This is a genomic window from Siphonobacter sp. SORGH_AS_0500 (assembly GCF_002838835.1).
In the GTDB taxonomy this organism is placed as follows: Bacteria; Bacteroidota; Bacteroidia; order Cytophagales; family Spirosomataceae; genus Siphonobacter.
Genome location: NZ_NHPP01000015.1, coordinates 36,172 through 55,512 on the forward strand (window position 1 = coordinate 36,172; position 19,341 = coordinate 55,512).

The 19,341-nt window shown below is 45.3% G+C and carries 20 protein-coding genes and 1 pseudogene; 4 read left to right on the forward strand and 17 right to left on the reverse strand.

Going from position 1 to position 19,341, the window contains the following annotated elements:
- Position 1: 1 nt before the first annotated feature.
- The 5 genes from BWI96_RS16430 to BWI96_RS16455 all read right to left on the reverse strand — a co-directional run bounded on the left by BWI96_RS16430 (position 2) and on the right by BWI96_RS16455 (position 4,944).
- Positions 2-895 (reverse strand): alpha/beta hydrolase, encoded by an 894-nt coding sequence (locus tag BWI96_RS16430; RefSeq protein ID WP_106637631.1) that lies wholly within the window; start codon positions 893-895, stop codon positions 2-4.
- A 132-nt stretch (positions 896-1,027) separates the two neighbouring features.
- Positions 1,028-1,963: an EamA family transporter gene (locus tag BWI96_RS16435; RefSeq protein WP_198555274.1), complete on the reverse strand. Its 936-nt coding sequence runs from the start codon at positions 1,961-1,963 to the stop codon at positions 1,028-1,030.
- 563 nt (positions 1,964-2,526) lie between these two features.
- Positions 2,527-3,687 (reverse strand): MFS transporter, encoded by a 1,161-nt coding sequence (locus BWI96_RS16445; protein ID WP_106637634.1) that lies wholly within the window; start codon positions 3,685-3,687, stop codon positions 2,527-2,529.
- 24 nt (positions 3,688-3,711) lie between these two features.
- Complete coding sequence (locus BWI96_RS16450; protein WP_106637635.1) at positions 3,712-4,251, reverse strand: 5'(3')-deoxyribonucleotidase; 540 nt, start codon at positions 4,249-4,251, stop codon at positions 3,712-3,714.
- A 3-nt stretch (positions 4,252-4,254) separates the two neighbouring features.
- Positions 4,255-4,944: an HAD family phosphatase gene (locus BWI96_RS16455; protein ID WP_106637636.1), complete on the reverse strand. Its 690-nt coding sequence runs from the start codon at positions 4,942-4,944 to the stop codon at positions 4,255-4,257.
- A 108-nt stretch (positions 4,945-5,052) separates the two neighbouring features.
- On the opposite strand from BWI96_RS16455, the gene BWI96_RS16460 reads away from it, so the two are divergent.
- On the forward strand, positions 5,053-5,811 hold the full coding sequence (locus BWI96_RS16460) for a DeoR/GlpR family DNA-binding transcription regulator (protein WP_198555275.1): 759 nt from the start codon (positions 5,053-5,055) through the stop codon (positions 5,809-5,811).
- Positions 5,812-5,916: 105 nt separating this feature from the next.
- Here the strand turns inward: BWI96_RS16460 and BWI96_RS16465 are convergent, their stop codons facing one another.
- Entirely contained in the window at positions 5,917-6,183 is a 267-nt protein-coding gene (locus BWI96_RS16465) for a hypothetical protein (RefSeq protein ID WP_106637638.1), read from the reverse strand.
- A 301-nt stretch (positions 6,184-6,484) separates the two neighbouring features.
- On the opposite strand from BWI96_RS16465, the gene BWI96_RS16470 reads away from it, so the two are divergent.
- Positions 6,485-7,078 carry a YqgE/AlgH family protein gene (locus BWI96_RS16470; RefSeq protein WP_106637639.1) on the forward strand — a complete coding sequence of 198 codons (594 nt, stop codon included), beginning with the start codon at positions 6,485-6,487 and terminating at the stop codon, positions 7,076-7,078.
- Positions 7,079-7,142: 64 nt separating this feature from the next.
- Here the strand turns inward: BWI96_RS16470 and BWI96_RS16475 are convergent, their stop codons facing one another.
- The 9 genes and pseudogenes from BWI96_RS16475 to BWI96_RS16515 all read right to left on the reverse strand — a co-directional run bounded on the left by BWI96_RS16475 (position 7,143) and on the right by BWI96_RS16515 (position 15,097).
- Positions 7,143-7,793, reverse strand: coding sequence for a porin family protein (locus BWI96_RS16475; protein WP_157830404.1), 651 nt, complete (start codon positions 7,791-7,793; stop codon positions 7,143-7,145).
- 245 nt (positions 7,794-8,038) lie between these two features.
- Positions 8,039-8,494 (reverse strand): hypothetical protein, encoded by a 456-nt coding sequence (locus BWI96_RS16480; RefSeq protein ID WP_106637641.1) that lies wholly within the window; start codon positions 8,492-8,494, stop codon positions 8,039-8,041.
- Positions 8,495-8,534: 40 nt separating this feature from the next.
- A complete protein-coding gene (locus BWI96_RS16485; RefSeq protein WP_106637642.1) occupies positions 8,535-8,972 on the reverse strand; it encodes a hypothetical protein in 438 nt (145 codons plus the stop codon).
- Positions 8,973-9,069: 97 nt separating this feature from the next.
- Complete coding sequence (locus BWI96_RS16490) at positions 9,070-9,609, reverse strand: RNA polymerase sigma factor (protein ID WP_106637643.1); 540 nt, start codon at positions 9,607-9,609, stop codon at positions 9,070-9,072.
- 201 nt (positions 9,610-9,810) lie between these two features.
- Positions 9,811-10,769, reverse strand: a pseudogene (locus BWI96_RS16495) (transketolase family protein).
- Between the two features lie 88 nt (positions 10,770-10,857).
- Entirely contained in the window at positions 10,858-11,706 is an 849-nt protein-coding gene (locus BWI96_RS16500; protein WP_106637644.1) for a transketolase, read from the reverse strand.
- Positions 11,707-11,800: 94 nt separating this feature from the next.
- Complete coding sequence (gene bcp / locus BWI96_RS16505; RefSeq protein ID WP_106637645.1) at positions 11,801-12,250, reverse strand: thioredoxin-dependent thiol peroxidase; 450 nt, start codon at positions 12,248-12,250, stop codon at positions 11,801-11,803.
- A 115-nt stretch (positions 12,251-12,365) separates the two neighbouring features.
- On the reverse strand, positions 12,366-14,204 hold the full coding sequence (locus BWI96_RS16510) for a M23 family metallopeptidase (protein WP_106637646.1): 1,839 nt from the start codon (positions 14,202-14,204) through the stop codon (positions 12,366-12,368).
- Positions 14,205-14,485: 281 nt separating this feature from the next.
- Complete coding sequence (locus BWI96_RS16515) at positions 14,486-15,097, reverse strand: fumarylacetoacetate hydrolase family protein (RefSeq protein ID WP_106637647.1); 612 nt, start codon at positions 15,095-15,097, stop codon at positions 14,486-14,488.
- Between the two features lie 170 nt (positions 15,098-15,267).
- On the opposite strand from BWI96_RS16515, the gene BWI96_RS16520 reads away from it, so the two are divergent.
- Positions 15,268-16,095 (forward strand): M48 family metallopeptidase, encoded by an 828-nt coding sequence (locus BWI96_RS16520; RefSeq protein ID WP_106637648.1) that lies wholly within the window; start codon positions 15,268-15,270, stop codon positions 16,093-16,095.
- A 166-nt stretch (positions 16,096-16,261) separates the two neighbouring features.
- Here BWI96_RS16520 and sucC read toward each other — a convergent pair whose 3' ends face one another.
- Entirely contained in the window at positions 16,262-17,461 is a 1,200-nt protein-coding gene (gene sucC, locus BWI96_RS16525; protein ID WP_106637649.1) for an ADP-forming succinate--CoA ligase subunit beta, read from the reverse strand.
- Between the two features lie 197 nt (positions 17,462-17,658).
- Between sucC and BWI96_RS16530 the strand changes: the two genes are divergently transcribed.
- Entirely contained in the window at positions 17,659-18,312 is a 654-nt protein-coding gene (locus tag BWI96_RS16530) for an ABC transporter ATP-binding protein (RefSeq protein WP_106637650.1), read from the forward strand.
- An 84-nt stretch (positions 18,313-18,396) separates the two neighbouring features.
- Here BWI96_RS16530 and BWI96_RS16535 read toward each other — a convergent pair whose 3' ends face one another.
- Positions 18,397-19,254: a DUF481 domain-containing protein gene (locus tag BWI96_RS16535; protein ID WP_106637651.1), complete on the reverse strand. Its 858-nt coding sequence runs from the start codon at positions 19,252-19,254 to the stop codon at positions 18,397-18,399.
- Between the last annotated feature and the right edge of the window lie 87 nt (positions 19,255-19,341).

A 19,341-nucleotide genomic window follows, 5' to 3' on the forward strand; every position in this document is an offset into this window, starting at 1 on the left:
ACTAGTCTTTGAAGAGTGTACTCATCCAGTTCTTCAGCCGTTCAGTCCATTGATCGGGAGTGGTTTTATTATTCATTCCAAATCCATGGCCGCCTTTCGGATAGACGTGTAGCTCGACGGGGACGCCGTTTTTCTCCAGAGCCTGAAAGAAACTGATGGAGTTATTAACCGGAACGGCTTTGTCATCCGCTGCGTGAACCAGAAACGTTGGTGGCGTTTTTGAAGTAATCTGCTTTTCGTTAGAATATTCCGTTTCCAGTTCAGCCGTTGGCTTTTTACCGAGCAAGGCATCGTGTGAACCCATGTGCGTAAAGGATGGGTCCATGGTAATAACGGGGTATAACAAGATCATAAAATCCGGGCGAACCGAAACGTCTGACCGACCTTTCCAGTTACCCACGGGTTTTTCGAAATGTGTTCCAGCCGTTGACGCTACGTGACCCCCCGCTGAAAAGCCCATAATTCCAATGCGATCAGGATTAATCCCGAACTCCTTCGCTCGGGAACGTACCAGACGGATGGCTTGCTGGGCATCCATCAAAGGGCCAATCTCATTTACCTCCATCAGGTTCGCCGTAGAAGGAAGTCGATATTTCAATACGAAAGCCGTAACGCCCGCTTCATTGAACATTTTCGCTACGTCAACGCCTTCGTGGTCAATGGCGAGAATGTAGTAACCACCACCGGGACAAATAATAACTGACGTACCATTAGGTTTGGCGGGCTTGTAAACGGTAATGGAAGGTTTCGTTATATTTTTGATTCGATGGAAAGAATCTTTCCCGGACCCTTCCTCAATTTCATCGGTCAGAGAAGCTTTGGGGCCCTGATTCGGAATCGGGCTGAAGTCGTAAAGAGGGATAACCTGTTGAGCCTGCACGTTTAGAAAGAGCATACTGCTTAGTAAAAACAACCATGGTTTTTCATAGGATCAATAGAGATTAAAGTTCTGTTCAATGCATCTGAAATGAGACGATACTAGGGGGCAATTAACCTTACGAACGCCACTTTTCAAATGATCCTGAATTTATGATTCCTGAGAAACAGGCTCTGCTCGTTTTTTCAATCGCTGCCCCACCGAAATCAGAATGACAGCCGAAATGATAATTCCTGCGGCCAATACTACTTTTAATGACAGAGGTTCGTTAACAAATAAGTAACCTAATAACAAGGCAACCAGCGGGTTAACGTAGTTATAAGTCGCCAGTAACGTGGGGGACGTACGTTGGGACAACCAACTGAATACGGTAAATCCACCGAGCGAACCAAAAATAAGCAGGTATAAAAAGGAATAACAAGTGCTGGCGTTCAAACCCGATGGATTAAAAAGAGGAAACTCACCTGCCACCAAACTTCCTAATAAGGTTACAGTCCCGCCGGCCAACATTTGCATGGCCGAAAGGTAAGCTGCCGAATAAGGTAGCTGAGCTCGCTGAGAAATAACCATCCCCAGGCTCCAGCAAAACGTAGCCGTTAATAACGCGATAATGCCCAATGTGAACTGAGCGGAATCGCCTTCCAGCGAGAATGAATTGAAATCAAGTAATAAACCGACGCCGACGAGCCCGATTAATACGCCCATGATGACCATGGGGCTTGGGATATTTTTTAGCCAGAGCCACTGCAACAGAACCAGCCAGATCGGTACGGCTGCGACAATGAGAGCTGCATAACCCGTAGGAACCCAGGCCAAAGCGATGGTTACACCCCCGTTCCCTGCACCCAGCAACAAGGTTCCGATGAGGAGAGAAGTAAGCCAGGCTTTGGAACTCAGACGAACGTTGGGTTCGGTAACTTTTGCCCAAATCATCATAATAATCCCCGCCGAAAAATTTCGAATGCCAGAAGCCATTAGCGGAGGAACGGTTTCAACGAGGTAATGAAGAGCCAAATAGGTACTTCCCCAGGCCAGGTATAAATAAAGTAATCCTGACCAGATTTTCAGAGTAGACGTGTGATTCATAGCATTGAAAAAAGCGAAGCAAAGGTACAGGAATCCACGGGGAGTACGTGTTAGATTGCCCATGAAGCCGCTGAGAAAGCGTATATTTTAAGTCATGCTTAACTTAAAATAGGATTAAAATCGACTTAGAGATTTTGTTAAAAAAGGCTCCTTGCGTAATTCAAACCCGGTCTGGTATTGTGACAATTAGTTTTTGATTAGTTGAACGAAGGAAGGGGTTTTCGAAGATGTAGATGAGGCATCAAAAATCAGTTATTCGAGATTAAAAGCAGATTTCTCACTTGACTTTTTCGTCCATAAATCATCAAACCTAGCATCAGGAAACGGCTTTTCTGAGTTTATTACCCTAAGAAGAGAAATAGAGCTTCGGCTCTTCGCGATATACACGATTTTATCAGAGTAGTTTATAGTGGGAAGGTTGAAAAACTCCGCTCGTTTGAGCGGAGTTTTTTCTTTATCAGCAGGCATGAAAAAACAGCTACGGTAGTATTTTCAGAAAAATGTACGGGCATTTTACCGCTGTTAAGCTTCTGATGTACCCAAGCGTTTTCAGCTAGAATCTCCTAGCGTTTGACTCGATGAGCTAAAAACCAGATGCCTAAACCCAGTATCACGACCAAGAATAAAGCTATTCGTAGGGTAGCCGCTTCGGCAATAAAACCAATGAGAGGCGGTCCCATCAGAAATCCGGTGTAACCTACAGTAGAAACCGCCGCCAGAGCAATTCCCGCAGACATGGTTTCGGAGCGACCCGCTTCTGAGTACACCAGGGGAACGACTGCCGCGACCCCAAATCCGATGATTAAGAAACCGATAATAACCGCAATCGGGAAAGATACGCCTACGGCCAGAGCCATTCCGAGAGCAATGCCTAATCCGCTCATTTGCAGCATTTTTCGAATACCATATCGAACCGTTAACCAGTCCCCCATAAACCGACCCGTAGCCATGGTGATGGTAAAAGCGGTGTAACCCATAGAGGCCACTGCTCCACCACTCTGACGGTAATAAATGGACGACCAGTCGGCCATGGCTCCTTCGGTCAGCATGCAGCAGAACGAAATCAATCCCAGCAGTAATAAAGCACGGTCGGGCAGGACAAACATGGGTGTCTTTTCTGAACTTGTTTGCTCTTTCCGATCCGTACTAATCAATGATCGGTAAGCCAATAAGGCAATTAAAATCGAAAGAGCCATGACTCCCAGAAAATGATAAAAGGGAGTAATGTGCAGGGCCCCCGCAATACCACCCAGAGCAGAACCAGCGAAAGCTCCCAGGCTGAACAAACCATGGCAGGAAGACATGATGGGTTTGCCAAACCCCGCTTCCACACTTACTACTTGCGTGTTTACAGCGATATTGGCTACATCACCAGCGGCTCCGTAGCAGAACAAGGCCAGAGCCAGTTGCCAGCCCGTATCCATAAATCCCAGGAAGGGGAGGATACCCACGTAAAAAATCAATGACCATAAGGTTACCGTCCGACTGCCAATTTTCGTTACCAGCCAACCCGCCGGAGCCAGGGCTACCAGCGAACCCAGCGGCATACCCAATAAAACAGAACCTAACTGCCCCGGACTAAGGTGCATGGCTTGCTGAATGTCGGGAATACGGGCGGCCCAGCTAGCAAAACTCAGTCCCATTAAAAAGAAAAAGGTGCTTACTGATAGGCGAGCTGCCGGGTAATTCAATGGGTCTGTTTGGGTGATTTCAGACGAAACCATAGGGTCGTTTTTATGTCGTAAGGTCTACGCTTCAATGGGAGCAGGTAATAGCAACCGCTCTACTTCACGCCAGGTTTTTACACGTTGATAACCTTCCAGCGTTTGGTTATGTGGGGCATCAAACAAAATCGGAGTGCCACGGAAGGTATTCAGATTTTTCTCGTGATCGTCGATGAGGTAATCCGCTTCAATCATCCATTTGTGCCCACAGAGGACAATATACCGCCAATCGATGAAAGGAAAATACTCTGCCAGCCAATCCACTTTTTCTTTAAGTGAATTGGGAAACTCAATCGCGGCAGAAACGATGAAAACTTCGTAGTGATCCATCAATCTTTTTACCACCTCCTGAGCATCAGGCATAACCTGCATTCCCCGGAAAAAGCCTGGTTCATGAACCCAGGTTTTAACAGTATCGGCGTGAATATCAACCGCTTCTGCCCAATTAGAGCCTTGCAACAACTCACGGGTAACCGTTTTTCCTACTCGATTAATACAATATTCGATGAAACGTCCAGAAGCATCTGCCAGAACGTCGTCCATGTCAATCAGAATTCGTTTCATATCCTACAAAGCAGTTTGTAAATCGGCCCTTTTTAGAATGGTTAATAACTGAGAAATGGTATTTTCATTCCAGGAGTCGATTCGCCAGTCGGCTAACGATAAATCCTGGTTCCCGGAATTGGGATTGACATAACCCAGACAAGCCATTCCGGCAGCTTTGGCGGCCCGGCAGCCGTTGGTAGAATCTTCAATTACCAGGCATTCCTCGGGTTTTACTCCGTAAAAAGCGGCCTGCCGCAGGAAAATCTCAGGATCCGGTTTGGACCGGGGTACATCTTCGCCGCTTAGAATATTCTGAAAGTAAGGTCGAAAACCCGAGCGATCCAGGCATAGTTCGATCATCCGCCGTTGGTTGGAGGAGGATAGAACCATAGGAATATTCTCTTCATCCAACCTTTTCAGAACGTCTGAAATGCCATTTACTAAAGGAAGCGGATCGAGACTGGCGAATTTTTCCATCAACAAATCATACTCTCGTTCAACGTACACAACGGCTGGTTCAGGAAGCAGATCGGGATAAATCGTTTTAAACCGTCCGAAAATTTCTCTCGGAGCCACGCCCGTGACGCTATCCAGCTCCAACTGACTCAAGGTAATGCCTAATTGAGTTTCAAAGTAATAAGGATGAAAATGATGATAGATGGGTTCACTATCAACCAAAACCCCATCCATATCGAATATGACTAGCTTCATGCGTTATTTTTCGTTAATACGATTTAGTTCAACAAAAAACCGTAACAAAACGCATACTTCCAAATTAAATATGTGTTACTTTTGGGAAGAAAAACGAATAAAAACGAAATGCTCCGCGAAGAACGCCTTCAATATATCCTTCAGAAACTGGTTCAGCAACAACGGGTAAGTTCCGTGGAATTAAGTCAGGAGCTTAACGTTTCGGATGATACCATCCGCCGGGATTTGAATGAACTGGCGAAGGATGGCCTTTTGAAAAAAGTCCACGGGGGGGCGGTTCCGGCGGTTCCTAAAGCTCCAGCTCCCTTGAAACTGACGGAACGAATTGCCTATGCTCAAACCGAAAAACAGGAGATTGCACAAAAAGCACTGGCCGTATTTGAATCCGGGCAAACGATTATTCTGGATAATGGATCTACCAACATGTTAATTGCCCGATCGTTACCACCAGAACTTCAGGTTCAGATATTTACGAATAGTTTATCCATTGCTCAAATTCTGAGCGAACACCCCAATGTGGAAGTTCATTTGATGGGGGGCTGGATTTTCAAACGGGCTCAGGTAACCCTCGGAGCGGCAGTGATTAATATGATCGAACGACTTCGCCCGGATTTGTGCATCATGGGTGTTTGCTCCATTCATCATGAACTCGGCGTGACGACGCCGTACTGGGAAGAGGCTCTGGTGAAACAGAAAATGACTCAGGTTTCCAAGAAAGTGATTGCAACGGCCTGGAAGGATAAGTTTAATACCGCAGAAACCTGTAAAGTGTGCGATTACGAAGAGCTGGATTTATTAATAACCTCGTCGCAGGCTCCTACCGAAAACTTGTCATCTTACCTCAATAAAGGCGTAGAAATCTGGTAAGGGGTTCAGTTTTGAATGATTGAGGGAATGAATGATTGAATGATTGAATACTGATTTTGTTACATTCCTCTCTTTTGCAGTCGCTCGGCTCTGCCGAGTGACGACTTAACTGTAGGCCTCTGGCCGTGTTTCCCAAAGACAATAGAGGTAAGCTAAATGATTTACCAAATCCAGCCATTTTTCAATTCTACTGGCCCATTCATCTATTTCCTCACTCGGTAAAGCCGAGCAACTACGAGAGAAATCATTAGGTAGAGACGTGACTTCATCGCGTCTGGCTTTCCCTGCCGTGGCTAATGTCTCACCAACCACGGCATAAAGGGGATAAAGTCGCGTTTCTACGTGAAGAATCGCATGTTTTGGGGTTATCATATAAACTGTAGGCTTTTGGCTGTCTTTTTAAAAGAGATAGGGGAGCTAGTGTTTGCCTGACCTAAATGTTTTCAATGCCACCGGCTTGTTCATCTATTTCGTCACTCGACAGAGCCGAGCGATTGCGGGAGGAGTAATTCTAAAAACTCAAAACGCTTAACTCCCAACCCAAAACTCCAAACGCATAGCCATTTTTCGCTTTTGGCAGATTTTTTTACGGATATCACACACGTTTATGCTGAAAAATTAAGTTATCTTGCTTAAGCACCGTTTTTCAGTGATTTTTAAATGAGAACTGACCATGAAGGAATTGAGCGACTTTCTACCCGGAAAAAACAATGCTCAAACGAAGGTTACCAAAGGCTGTTTGTTATTGGCTGAACCTTTTTTGGGCGATGAAAATTTTGAGCGAAGTGTGGTGTTGATTTGTGAACATAACGAGCAAGGTTCTTTCGGACTGGTATTAAATCAAACGACGGAGCTTTTACTGGATGATGTAATTGAAGAAGACATTTACCCCGATATTCCTCTGTTTGTAGGAGGCCCGGTGGAGAAAAATACGCTTCACTACATTCACCGGAGGCCTGATCTGATTGAAGATTCGATTCAGTTGGATGGAAATTTATATTGGAGTGGAAACTTTGAACAGATAAAGAAACTCTTGAATCTGGGTACGCTAAAAACCGAAGACATTCGATTTTTCATCGGCTACTCGGGCTGGAATGCCGGACAGCTTACTTCTGAGTTAAGTCGCGATTCCTGGATTATCTCAAAGGTTAGTACAAACGATCTGTTTGATACGTCAACAGATCAGCTCTGGCGGGTTACGCTACGGAATATGGGGGGAGCTTACCGTGTACTTTCCCATTATCCTACCGATCCCAGATTAAACTAATATTCGTGCTTAAACAAAAACGACCCGGCTCATCACCGGGTCGTTTTTGCTTAAGCACGAATAACTAACGTCTTTTCCCTGAAAAGGAATTCTTATTTTTATCGTAAGAACCCAGAGGGAAGCTATAGCCTACGAGTAAAGAGAAGGACTGGTTATGAACTTTACTGAGGTTTGGGTCCGTATAAACTTTACTAAATCCGAGATTATATCGAACATCAATATTTAACCATTGCTGATGAGCAAAACCAATATTCAAACCAGCTCCGGCAGTTGCTCCAACATCAAACTTTTTGAAAGAGTCGTTAATGATAAAAGGACTGCCTGATTGTCCTGTTTGAAAACTTACGCTAGGACCTAGAAATATTTTTGGACGAACGGCCCCCTGGCCCATATCGTTACCAAAGTAGTAGGTAGCCAAAATCGGTACATGGATGTAATCAAGGTTCAGATTAAAAGCTGGCGTTGGCGTTTCAATCTTCGTTCCCCAGCGGGTATAAAGTACGTTTGCTGATAGCCCGAAATGTTCTTTAATACTATAGTTGATGAAAACACCAGCGGCTGGACCTGCTTTGTATTTAGTTGTGAGAACGTTAGAGCCAAGATTGGGAAGCGTTGAATAAGTCCCTCCAATCATGGGGCCAATGGAAATATTTTCTCTTTGAGCGGAAGCTACACCGGCCCAGAACAGGCCTAGAGCAATAAATAACGAACGCATGGGATAGAATTGGTTGAGATAAGATGGTAGGGTAATTCCTGACATAAAGTGAACGCAGATATAGGTAAAGCCTTTCATTTTACATATGAACGTAAGTTTACACGCAACAGACTTTACCATACGTAAAAATTGTTTCGGATGCAGGCTTTGATTAACGGTAACTAACTGGTTTTCGGGCCATTTTGTTGCACAAAAAAAGCAATGCATTTTTAAAATGCATTGCTTCAAAGGTATTCATTAGGGGCCTAGTTCGAATCTTTCTCCCGGGGTTGTCGATTATGATTAAGGCGTTCGATTAGCATCTGGGTAAATCGCTGATCCGCTTTATATAACTCAGATAACTGTTTTACATTAATCACTTTCAGGTATTTAGCCTGATATTCCCGCTCCAGATCCACTTCCTGCTGGCGTAGATCGATGATCTCTTTCAGGTTCTTGCGGATGGCTTCATCACTGGCGGATAAATTATTCGTTTCACCATTTAATCGGCGAATGCGGTGACGAACTTCCCGACGCTTGTCTTCGTATTCGTTAAATAAAGGCCAGAAATCTTTGGCCTGATCGGGCGTAAGATTCAATCGGTTGGTAATCCAGGTGATTTTGGCGGCCCGGACTTGTTGCTGGCCTTCTCTACCCTTGTTTTGAGCCTGAAGCGTCAGCGACAAAAAGAAAAATAAACTACCTGCGATCCAGAGTTTCATAGTGCTTAGGGAAAAACCGTGGCAACGGTGGGTAATGGTACTAAATAACGTCTTCAAAATCTTCCAGCGAAAGCTGTTCCATAATTTCTTTATTGGAAATCTTCACCTGAGGTAAAGGCTGGTTACCTAAACTATCGATCAGCATTTTGTTCTTTTCCGTATCGGAAAGATCCTGCAAAGAAACATTTTCGTGTTCGAGGTATTGAACAATGTCCTCGGTTTTGAGCTGGCTAAGCGTTTCTACGCCGATGGAATCCTGCCGGGTGGGCCAGCTCAGATACATCAGAATAGCAACTGAAGCGGCCGCTCCTGCGGTAAGCCAGCTGTGGCGAGCCGTCCAGTGAGGTTTGAGTACTTTGGTGGGATTTTGCTGCACACGAGCCTGAATTCGTTGCGGTAAATCTTCAAAGTAGTGGTCAGGTGTATGGACGGGGTTAATTTTTGGAATGTCTTCCAAACGAATTCTTTTATTATCCATTGTATATATCCAATAAAATCAGCGGATAATTAAAATGAAATGACTGATTATCAGTTTGTTGATATTTTGCCTTTGGAACAAACTAAGCTCTCAAAGTTTAATTACCGTTTAAAAATTCTTCAATTTTTTTTACCGCATGGTGATAGGAAGCCTTGAGAGCTCCTTCGGAGGTGCCGGTCACTTCGGACATTTCTTCGTAAGGCATTTCATCGTAATACCGTAGATGAAAGACCAGTCGCTGTTTTTCAGGTAACCGAAGAATGGCTTTTTGCAATTTATTCTGAATGTCGTCGCCCGAGAGTAGGGGATCGGCGTCAATTTTAGCTTCCAGCTCATGGTCTACCGAATCCAGCGATAAAAAGAAGCGACGACGTTTTTTATTCAGGAAATTGAAGGTTTCATTCGTCGCAATTCGGTAAAGCCAGGTATACAGCTGGGAATCGCCTCGAAAGGTTTCGAGGTGTTGCCAGACTTTAATAAAGGTTTCCTGAGTAAGATCATCCGCATCGGAGTGATCGATCACCATTTTACGAATAAGCCCATACACCTTCTGCTGATACTTACGAACCAGCAGGTTGAACGCGTAGTTCCGCGTCTCCGGGTTCGCAAATTTATCAAGCAGTTCCTGATCGGTCATGGTCTGGTAATTGGTGATGGAAAAGCAATTATATGCATTTACGACCCCTCACTGCAAGCGAGTTTCGGGCAAAATCCCTGTCGAAATGTTAAAATCAGTGAAATAAGGGAAAAACAGACCGTAAAGTAAATGGAAAAAAAGAGAGCTAGAGATTAGAATTTCTTTAATCTCTAGCTCTGAAATCGTTGGAAGAACGATGTCTTATTTTGACTTACGGGCAATTGCCTTCTTCGCAGCTTCAACAATGCTGGCGGCTTTCAGTCCGTATTTTTCCATCAGTTCATCGGGCGTACCGCTTTCACCGAAGGTATCTTTCACGCCAATGAATTCCTGAGGAGCCAGGTAATTCGTTATCAGCGTATGAGCGATGCTCTCGCCTAAACCACCGTTAATCTGGTGCTCTTCAGCACTTACGCAGCAGCCCGTTTTTTTCACCGAAGCCAGAATGGCTTCCGTATCGAGGGGCTTGATGGTATGAATGTTAATGATTTCGGCAGAAATACCTTCATCTTCCAGAAGCTGGCACGCCTGGAGAGCTTCCCAAACCAGGTGACCTGTAGCGAAGATACTCACGTCCGTGCCTTCATTCAGTGTAATAGCCTTACCGATTTCGAAAGGCATATCTTCAGGAATGAATACGGGAATAACCGGACGACCAAAACGCAGGTAAACGGGACCTTCGTAGTTCGCACTGGCGATGGTGGCTGCCTTGGTCTGGTTATAATCGCAGGGGTTAATCACAGTCATGTTGGGCAGAGCTTCATCATGGCCAGATCTTCGAGTACCTGGTGGGTAGCTCCATCTTCACCCAGGGTAAGACCTGCGTGCGAAACGGCGATTTTTACGTTTTTGTTAGAGTAAGCAACGGATTGACGAACCTGGTCAAACACGCGGCTGGAACCGAAGTTAGCGAAAGTCGTCGCAAAAGGAATTTTTCCTGTAATGGCCAGACCTGCCGAAACGCCGATCATGTTTGCTTCAGAGATACCGCACTGGAAAAAACGCTCGGGGTTTTCCTGAATAAACGTATCAATTTTCAACGAACCCACTAAGTCAGCACAAAGGGTAACCACATCAGGATTGGTGCGACCCAGTTCGGTCATACCCGCACCAAAACCAGAACGAGTATCTTTTTTATCGGTATAGGGATATTGTTTCATTATAGTCAGTTTTCAGTCTTCTGTTTACCGTTTTCAGTTGATGATCAGCTTATGAACTGACAACTGACAACCGTAAACTGACAACTTATTAATAATCTCCTAAAGTTTCGGGAAGTTGAGCGAGGGCTTTGGCTAATTGCTCGTCGTTGGGAGCGGTGCCGTGCCATTTGTGCGTATGCATCATGAAATCAACACCCTGACCCATTTCAGTTTTCGTGATGATCATGATGGGTTTGCCTTGTCCGGCTAAACCTTTGGCCTGCGTCAGAACGGTATCGAGTGAAGTATAATCGTTACCATCCATGTGCAGCACTTCCCAACCAAACGCCTCGTATTTAGCTCCGAGGTCGCGATTGTTCATTACCTTTTCCGTAGGACCATCGATCTGCTGACCATTGAAGTCAATGAATGCAATCAGGTTATCTACTTTGTGGTGAGGAGCAAACGTCGCTGCTTCCCAGACTTGGCCTTCCTGCTGCTCGCCGTCGCCCATCAGGACGTATACCAGATGCGAATCGCCTTTGAGTTTTTTACCCAGAGCAACTCCGGTGGCTACCGAAAGCCCCTGACCCAGCGAACCAGAAGCAATACGAATGCCGGGTAAGTGCTCAGCCGTTGCTGGGTGACCCTGCAAGCGGGAATCCAGCTTACGGAACGTAGCCAGTTCGGGTACGGGGAAGTAACCGCGATGAGCCAGAACAGAGTAGAGAACGGGAGAAATGTGACCGTTTGAAAGGAAGAAAACGTCTTCGTTATTGCCTTCCATATCGAAAACAACCTGACCCTGATCGTCGGTCTTTAATTCCATGTGTTTGAAATAAAGACTCACGAGCAGATCAGTACAGCCGAGGGATCCACCGGGGTGGCCTGATTTGACTCCGTGTACCATCCGTACGATGTCACGGCGAACTTGAGAAGCGATGTCCTGAAGATTCATAAGTATAGATAAGCGAAACAATAAAGGGTATCTCTAAAGAAAGAGGTTAAATTTAGGCGATTACCCTGGAATAATTAAAAGCAGAAAAGCTACGTTACTTTAAAATCTGACTGGTGTGCTCTTTGGTATCTACTTTCTGAATTACCTCAGCAATAAGTCCTGATTCATCAATAACGAAAGTAGTCCGTGCAGTACCCATGTACTGGCGACCGTACATATTTTTCTCCACCCAAACGCCGTAATCTTCCACAATTTTGTGGTCAGTATCCGCTAAAAGGGGGAAAGGTAACTCGTATTTCTTGGCAAATTTCTGATGAGACTTTTCATCATCGACGCTTACGCCTAATACCACAAAACCTGACTTTAATAAAGCTTCGTAGTTGTCGCGAAGGTTACAGGCCTGAGCCGTGCAACCGGGCGTATCGTCTTTGGGATAAAAATATAAAACGACTTTCTTGCCAGTAAAATCGCTGAGCTTGACGAGGTTACCGTCTTGATCAACCGCTTCAAAGGCCGGAGCCAGATCACCTTTTTGAAGAGACATAAGTTTATTAATTGATAGCAGTCCGATAGGTTGGATGCTGAAAGTAATGTGTTATCAGAACGACGTATCTCCGAATAAGATTCCTGGAATCAGCTCCGAAAAGCTAACCTGTCTTCTAGTTCAGATTCGGTCTGCCAAAAGTAGCTTTGTTTCCTGAATTGTCCGTTATCTCCAGCTTCAATTCACCACGGAAAGGGTGATTTTCTTCTCTTATTTCTGAAAAGAGCAAATTATTCTTCTCGTCATAATCCAGAATCACCGTTTCAGTACCTATACGGGTTTTCCAGGATTTTATACCCGAAAGATTGTCTCTAATTTTAAAACGCAACTGACGGCTGGAAATACTTACAGGGGTAATGGTGGGAGCTAGCGTGTCGGTAGCAAGGTAATAAGTACCAAAGAACCTGGTTTCGGCGTGTAACTGCCCGTCTTTCCAGTGTCCACCCACAAAAACGGATTGTTTATCTTCCCGGTATAAAGCCGTTTTCTCATAGAGTGAAATGGGCGACTTGGGCTGATAATGAATGGTTATTTTACCTTTCAATGGAGTGGTCGGCTCACCAACGAGTAACTTGCCATCCTTTTCCTGAAGCATAACGTAAAGCGTATCGTATAAACTGCCGGGCTTCCATTCCAGCGTTAGCCGATCATTCAATACCTTTCCTTGTTGCTGAGGATAAGCCGTCCCAACAAAGTTGAATCGAATGCGTTTAGTCCCCGCGTCAAGCGAATCGGGAAGCCCTTTTCTCAAATCCCAGAGGTAACACCCCGGATAAACTGCCGTTAAGGTTTGCTGCCCTTTCGGTAAGTATACATTAAGGGAGTCAGGTAATGATCCTTTGATGACCAGCCAGTTTTCTTCCACCGACCAACGCAGGTTAGGATCGGGGGAATTTCCTTCCGTTGCTTCGCCTTTTACGATCAGGTGTAATTGCGTTTTGTTCTGGAAATGATCCCAAATGGTTAAAGTAACCTGATGAACGGCCTTGTTTGTTATTCTCAATTTCCCCGAACCCGTAGAATAAATCGGAACCCGGTCGTTACCGTCGGCTTTGTAACACCGCTGGAAGAATTTGCCCGTTTCATAATAGGTCGCATAATCGGTATGAATGTTAATATCATCGGTAAAGGCCTCTGGAATCTGGCTTAGTTGGTGGTAATGTAATTCCCGACCATCGACGTGGATTTCCAGACAACTGATTCCATTTTTGGAAGACGAACCATTACTTTGATCGTAAGCCAGTAGTTCCAGCCCTATTTCGCCGATGGCTCGAAGGGTATCCCGCATCCGGTACAGGTGTACCGAGGGCTTAGGCGATTCTTCCCGAACAAGACTGTATTCCATTCGACCAAATCTTCCCTGGATACGAGAGTCGCCTGAAAGCGTACGAATAGCCAACGCTTCCATGACGGGAGGAATATCATCCTGAACTTCTTTGAAAGAGTAATTCAACGGATCTACATTAAGTCCCTGAGCATTACGTATTTCAAAATGCAAATGCGGTCCCATCGAACCGCCGGAGTTACCGGACAGCCCTAATTCTTCTCCTCGTTGCAGCGGTAATAGATTGGCTTTCGGGTTTACCATGATTTCGGTCGTGCCCTGAGCTAATTGCTGCTGTCTTAGGTATTGGGTAATGCGGGGGTTAAATTGCTGTAAGTGGGCGTAAACGCTGGTTTCGCCTGTGGTATGTTTTACAAAAACCGCATTTCCGTAACCGGTTCGGCTAACAATGATTTTGGATACGTAACCCCGCTCAATGCACTTGACCGAGAGGCCTTCCCGTTGCTGGGTTTTAATGTCCATTCCGGCGTGAAAATGCTGCGGACGTAGCTCGGCGAAGGTTCCAGCCAATAGAGCGTTTTCACCGGGAAGAATCGGGAAAAGATAAGAATGCTGAGCCTGAGCAGACAGACTGACTAAAGCAAAGAAAAGAATATAACGAATAACCAAGGGAATAGTGACGATAAAAGGTTTGGAGTTGGGCTGGTTTATAGCAATTATTGGCGGATAGTAAATCCGTTACCGAGGGGTTTGTGATCGAAATACACTACAGGCCTCTCGCTGCCAGCTTTTTTGCTGGCAACATTATGTCCCTGTTGCCTAAGTTTACCTCTAAGGCAAGTGTTAAGGCTTAGGTGATCAACTTCCCGAAAGTTCAGAACTTTCGGGAAGTTGGGTTATAAGTTAACTTATTAAGAATAGAAAGCAACTTAACTGAAAACCTACAACGCTTACTTGATTTCAAAATTGAACATTTCCTGCCCTTCCAGACGACCAACGAGGCGGTCTCCAATATGCACCTGACCTACACCCGCGGGTGTTCCTGTGTAAATCAGGTCACCGATTTTCAGGGTAAAGAACTTAGAAAGATAGGCAATGATTTCCCCAAATGACCACAGCATCATGGTTGTGTCTCCTTGCTGACGAACTTCGCCGTTCACGCTCAAATCGAAGGTGAGTTTCGGGAACTCAGCGAACTGACTCTTGGGTACGAACTTCGAAATAGGAGCCGAGCCATCGAAGCCTTTGGCAATTTCCCAGGGCAGACCTTTGGCCTTTTGTTTGGCCTGAATATCCCGGGCAGTGAAGTCAATACCCAGTGCAATTTCCTCGTAATAATTATCCGCGAATTGCACGGGAATATTCTTACCTAATTTGTTGATTTTAAGAACAATTTCCAGTTCATGGTGCACGTCTTCGGTAAAGTCCGGCAAATAAAAAGGATTGTTTTCTCGTAATAATGCTGAATCTGGTTTCGTAAATATGACAGGATCGGTCGGACGTTCGTTTTGAAGTTCGGCGATATGCTCCGCATAGTTTCGCCCGATGCAAAAAATTCGCATAGTATAAAAATGTTTAATTACAGTACTAACCCAGCGTAATTGAATGAGTTTTATTCCTCAATTTTGCGGCCTTAACTGAGACATCCTGCAAAGCTAAGCGAACAAATATACTTTACAGGCTCGGTACAGGATTTTCTATGAGTAAGTAACATTTTTAGCATTTCCACAACATGAAAAGAACCTTCGCCCTGGGTATTGTACTGGCAGCCACTGTCTGGGCTTGTAGTCGTGTACCTATTTCAAACCGGAATCAATTATTATTAGTATCTGACGCTGAAATGAACCAGCAGGCTCTGGTAAGTTACAAGCAGTTTCTGGATACTAACAAAGTCATCTCCAACAGTAACGCTAATACCCAGCTAGTCAAGAAAGTAGGGGAGCGAATTGCTGCTGCGGCTACGAAGTATTTCAACGAAATCAAACACCCTGAATACCTGGATGGGTATCACTGGGAGTTTAACCTTGTTCAGGATAATCAGGTAAACGCCTGGTGTATGCCTGGTGGTAAGGTAGTTGTTTACACGGGTCTGTTGCCTGTCACGAAGACAGAGGCAGGTCTGGCTACAGTAATGGGACACGAGATTTCTCACGCCATTGCCAAGCATGGTTCTGAGCGGGTAAGTCAGCAATACGTAGCTCAGGGGTTATTAACGGGTGGACAGGTAGCCTTAGGCGTGGCAAATGCCAGCAATCCTTCCCGAGCTAATAACATCTGGAGTTCAGTTTTTAACGTAGCGGCACCTATTGGAGCTAACCTGGCCATTCTGCGATACAGCCGTCAGCACGAAAGCGAAGCCGACCACCTGGGTTTAATCTTTATGGCGATGGCGGGTTACGATCCCCAAGAGGCTATTACTTTCTGGGGACGCATGGCTGAAGCCAGCAAAAATGCTCAGAAACCTCCCGTGTTATTATCTTCACACCCTTCGGATCAGCAGCGGATTAACGATTTGAAGAAATTGTTACCTGAAGCGGAGAAGTATTACGCTCGCAGATAGGGGTAGTTTGTAATTTTCAGTGGTTGGAATAATGTAGTTTCGGTAGAAAAAGGAAATTGCGAACGATTCAAAATAAAGAAGGCCACTCTCCAAGAGTGGCCTTCTTTATTTTGAAGATATCCGATTTGCATTTACTGAAAACTAAGAACCGCAAACCGTAAACTTCTTAGAATTGGGTAGCTAAAACGTCTTTCAGACGGTCAGCAGCGTCTTTCAATTGTACCGCAGAGTGTACTTCCAGACCTGACTCGTCGATGATTTTTGCTCCTTCTTCCGCATTCGTTCCTTGCAGACGAACGACGATAGGTACAGGAATATTACCGATTGCTTTGTAAGCTTCAACGATACCCGTAGCTACACGGTCGCAACGAACGATACCACCGAAGATGTTGATCAGGATGGCTTTTACGTTAGGATCTTTCAGGATAATACGGAAACCAGCTTCTACGGTCTGAGCGTTGGCTCCACCCCCTACGTCGAGGAAGTTAGCAGGCTCACCACCGGAAAGCTTGATTAAGTCCATCGTAGCCATGGCCAGACCTGCACCGTTTACCATACAGCCAATGTTGCCGTCCAGTTTCACGTAGTTCAGGTTGTGGTGACCAGCTTCTACTTCCAGAGGATCTTCTTCGCGAACGTCACGCATTTCAGCTAAATCCGTGTGACGATACAGAGCGTTGTCGTCCAGGTTAACTTTTGCATCAACGGCCAGAATTTTGTTATCAGACGTTTTCAACACGGGGTTAATCTCGAATTGAGACGCATCCGTATCGATATATGCTTTGTAGAGAGAGCCGATGAATTTCACCATTTCTTTGAAAGCATCGCCTTCCAGACCTAAAGCAAAAGCGATTTTCCGAGCCTGGAAGCCCTGAAGACCCACTTTAGGATCGATCCATTCTTTGATGATTTTTTCGGGAGAATGCTCCGCTACCTCTTCGATGTCCATACCACCTTCGGTAGACGCCATGATGACGTTACAGGCTTTAGTACGATCTAAAAGAATAGCCAGATAAAATTCTTTGGGCTCCGTAGCTCCGGGGTAATACACATCTTCAGAGATGAGGATCTTATGTACTTTCTTACCTTCGGGACCGGTTTGGTGGGTAACTAATTGCATGCCCAGAATCTGTCCTGATTTCTCACGGACTTCTTCGTAGTTCTTAGCCAGCTTTACGCCACCGCCTTTACCACGGCCACCGGCATGGATCTGAGCTTTTACCACAAACCATTTCGTACCCGTTTTGATGTTGAGTTCGCGGGCTACTTCTACCGCTTTGTCGGGTGTGTCAGCGACGATGCCCTCCTGAATACGTACTCCGTAACGTTTGAGGATCTCTTTCGCCTGGTATTCGTGTATGTTCATTAGGAAGTTGAGTGAGGTTTCACTTTACAGCCCGAAAATTAGGCAGAAATCGATAAAGTCTTTGAGTTATCTTGGACAAAGTTTTACAACTTTGCTCAACAAACTATAGCTGCCTTCGTTCGTCAGTTCGGGTGTAATTCATTTAATGAACTGATTAACAGAGGAATTACGGCCTATTTTTGCCTGATATATTTAATATGCTTGAAGCTCGTCAACTCGTAAAAACATACGGTTCCTTACCCGTCCTGAAAGGAATTGATCTACAGATTCAGCCCGGAGAAATCGTTTCTATCGTGGGAGCCTCGGGGGCCGGGAAAAGTACCTTGCTCCACCTGTTAGGCACCCTGGATCGGCCTGATTCTGGTCAGATTTTTCTGGATGGGCAGGAAATTAGTAGCCTAAAGGACCGGGCTCTGGCGGAATTCCGCAATCGTCGCATTGGGTTTATTTTTCAGTTTCACAATCTGTTACCAGAATTTACGGCCCTGGAGAACGTATGCATGCCCGCCTGGATTGCTGGGAAAACGGCAGAAACCGAAGAGCGTGCCCGGATGCTATTAGCGAAGCTTGGATTGGCCCAACGGGAGAGTCATCACCCCAGCCAGCTTTCGGGCGGCGAGCAACAACGAGTTGCCGTAGCTCGGGCTTTGATTAATGCACCAGCGGTCATATTTGCGGATGAACCTTCGGGTAATCTTGATTCTAAAAATGCTCGTGAATTACACGAATTATTTTTCCAGCTTCGCGACGAACTCAATCAGACTTTTGTACTGGTAACTCACAACGAAGAATTAGCCCAGATGGCTGACCGGAAATTGGAAATGCTGGACGGAAGAATTGTTTCTGAATAGATTTATTGGTACCCAGACGCAATAAAGTCGCGTCTCTACCAATAAAGAAGGGCGGCAGATACAAATCTGCCGCCCTTCGGTTTTCTAGTTTTTAAACGTTAAGCCAATGGCCCAGTGAAAATCGGTTCGTCTTCGACCGGGCAATACTACGCTTTCATAGGTGTGATCGGCAGTTAAGGACAAGGCCAGTCTTTTGCCCAAAGCATACGCCAACGTGCTTAACGAACTCCAGCGAAGGTTGGCTTCATTCAGAGCGGGTTGGACGAAAAGCGTACTGTTGAAAGCCATTTTGTTAAGCGTCGTTCCGATCCGAACACGGGTTGAGTTTCGGATTACCCGAATGTCCTGCATGGTAATAAAATCGGTATATTCGAAAACAATAGCGTTGGTCATGGAAAGCTTAATAAGTGTATTCGGGCGTTTTTTCCCACCAAAAATTCGCCAGCCAATTCCCGATCCCCCATACCACCGAGCTGGAATTTGTCGCAGGTTACTTTCTTCGTGCACCCCGAAAGCCATCAAATAGGCATCATTCTGACTATACCAGAGCGTCGTGTTGAAATCGACAAATAACTCCCGTTCCTGAAGTTCGCCGCTGATGCGTCCGTATGTATACCGGGGCGAACTGTAAAATCCAACGATAGATTTCGGATTCAGGTAGTCTAAAGAGGTATTAATGGTATAAAGCGAACGCTGTACGTTACCCGAACGATAATCCCCACCGAGTGTAACGGCGTAGGTAAAATGCTTGAGTGTATCTGCTGGTGGACGAGTTACCTGTACCAGACTCGGGAAATTTTCAACGCCAGGGGGTAAGGTATCGCCTTTCGTATTAGCACTGGAATCGGGTAATGACTTAAAATCAAGAGCGTAAACGGTGGCGTCATTGAAAAAAACGCCCATCGAAATGAGAAGAAAAGGTAAGATCGAAAATAACTTCATAAGCACTAAATAAGTAAGTGTTGACGGATGCAAGCGAAGATAAACGAACGTGTAGTTACTAGGCTGAACGAAGAAAAACCGAGGATG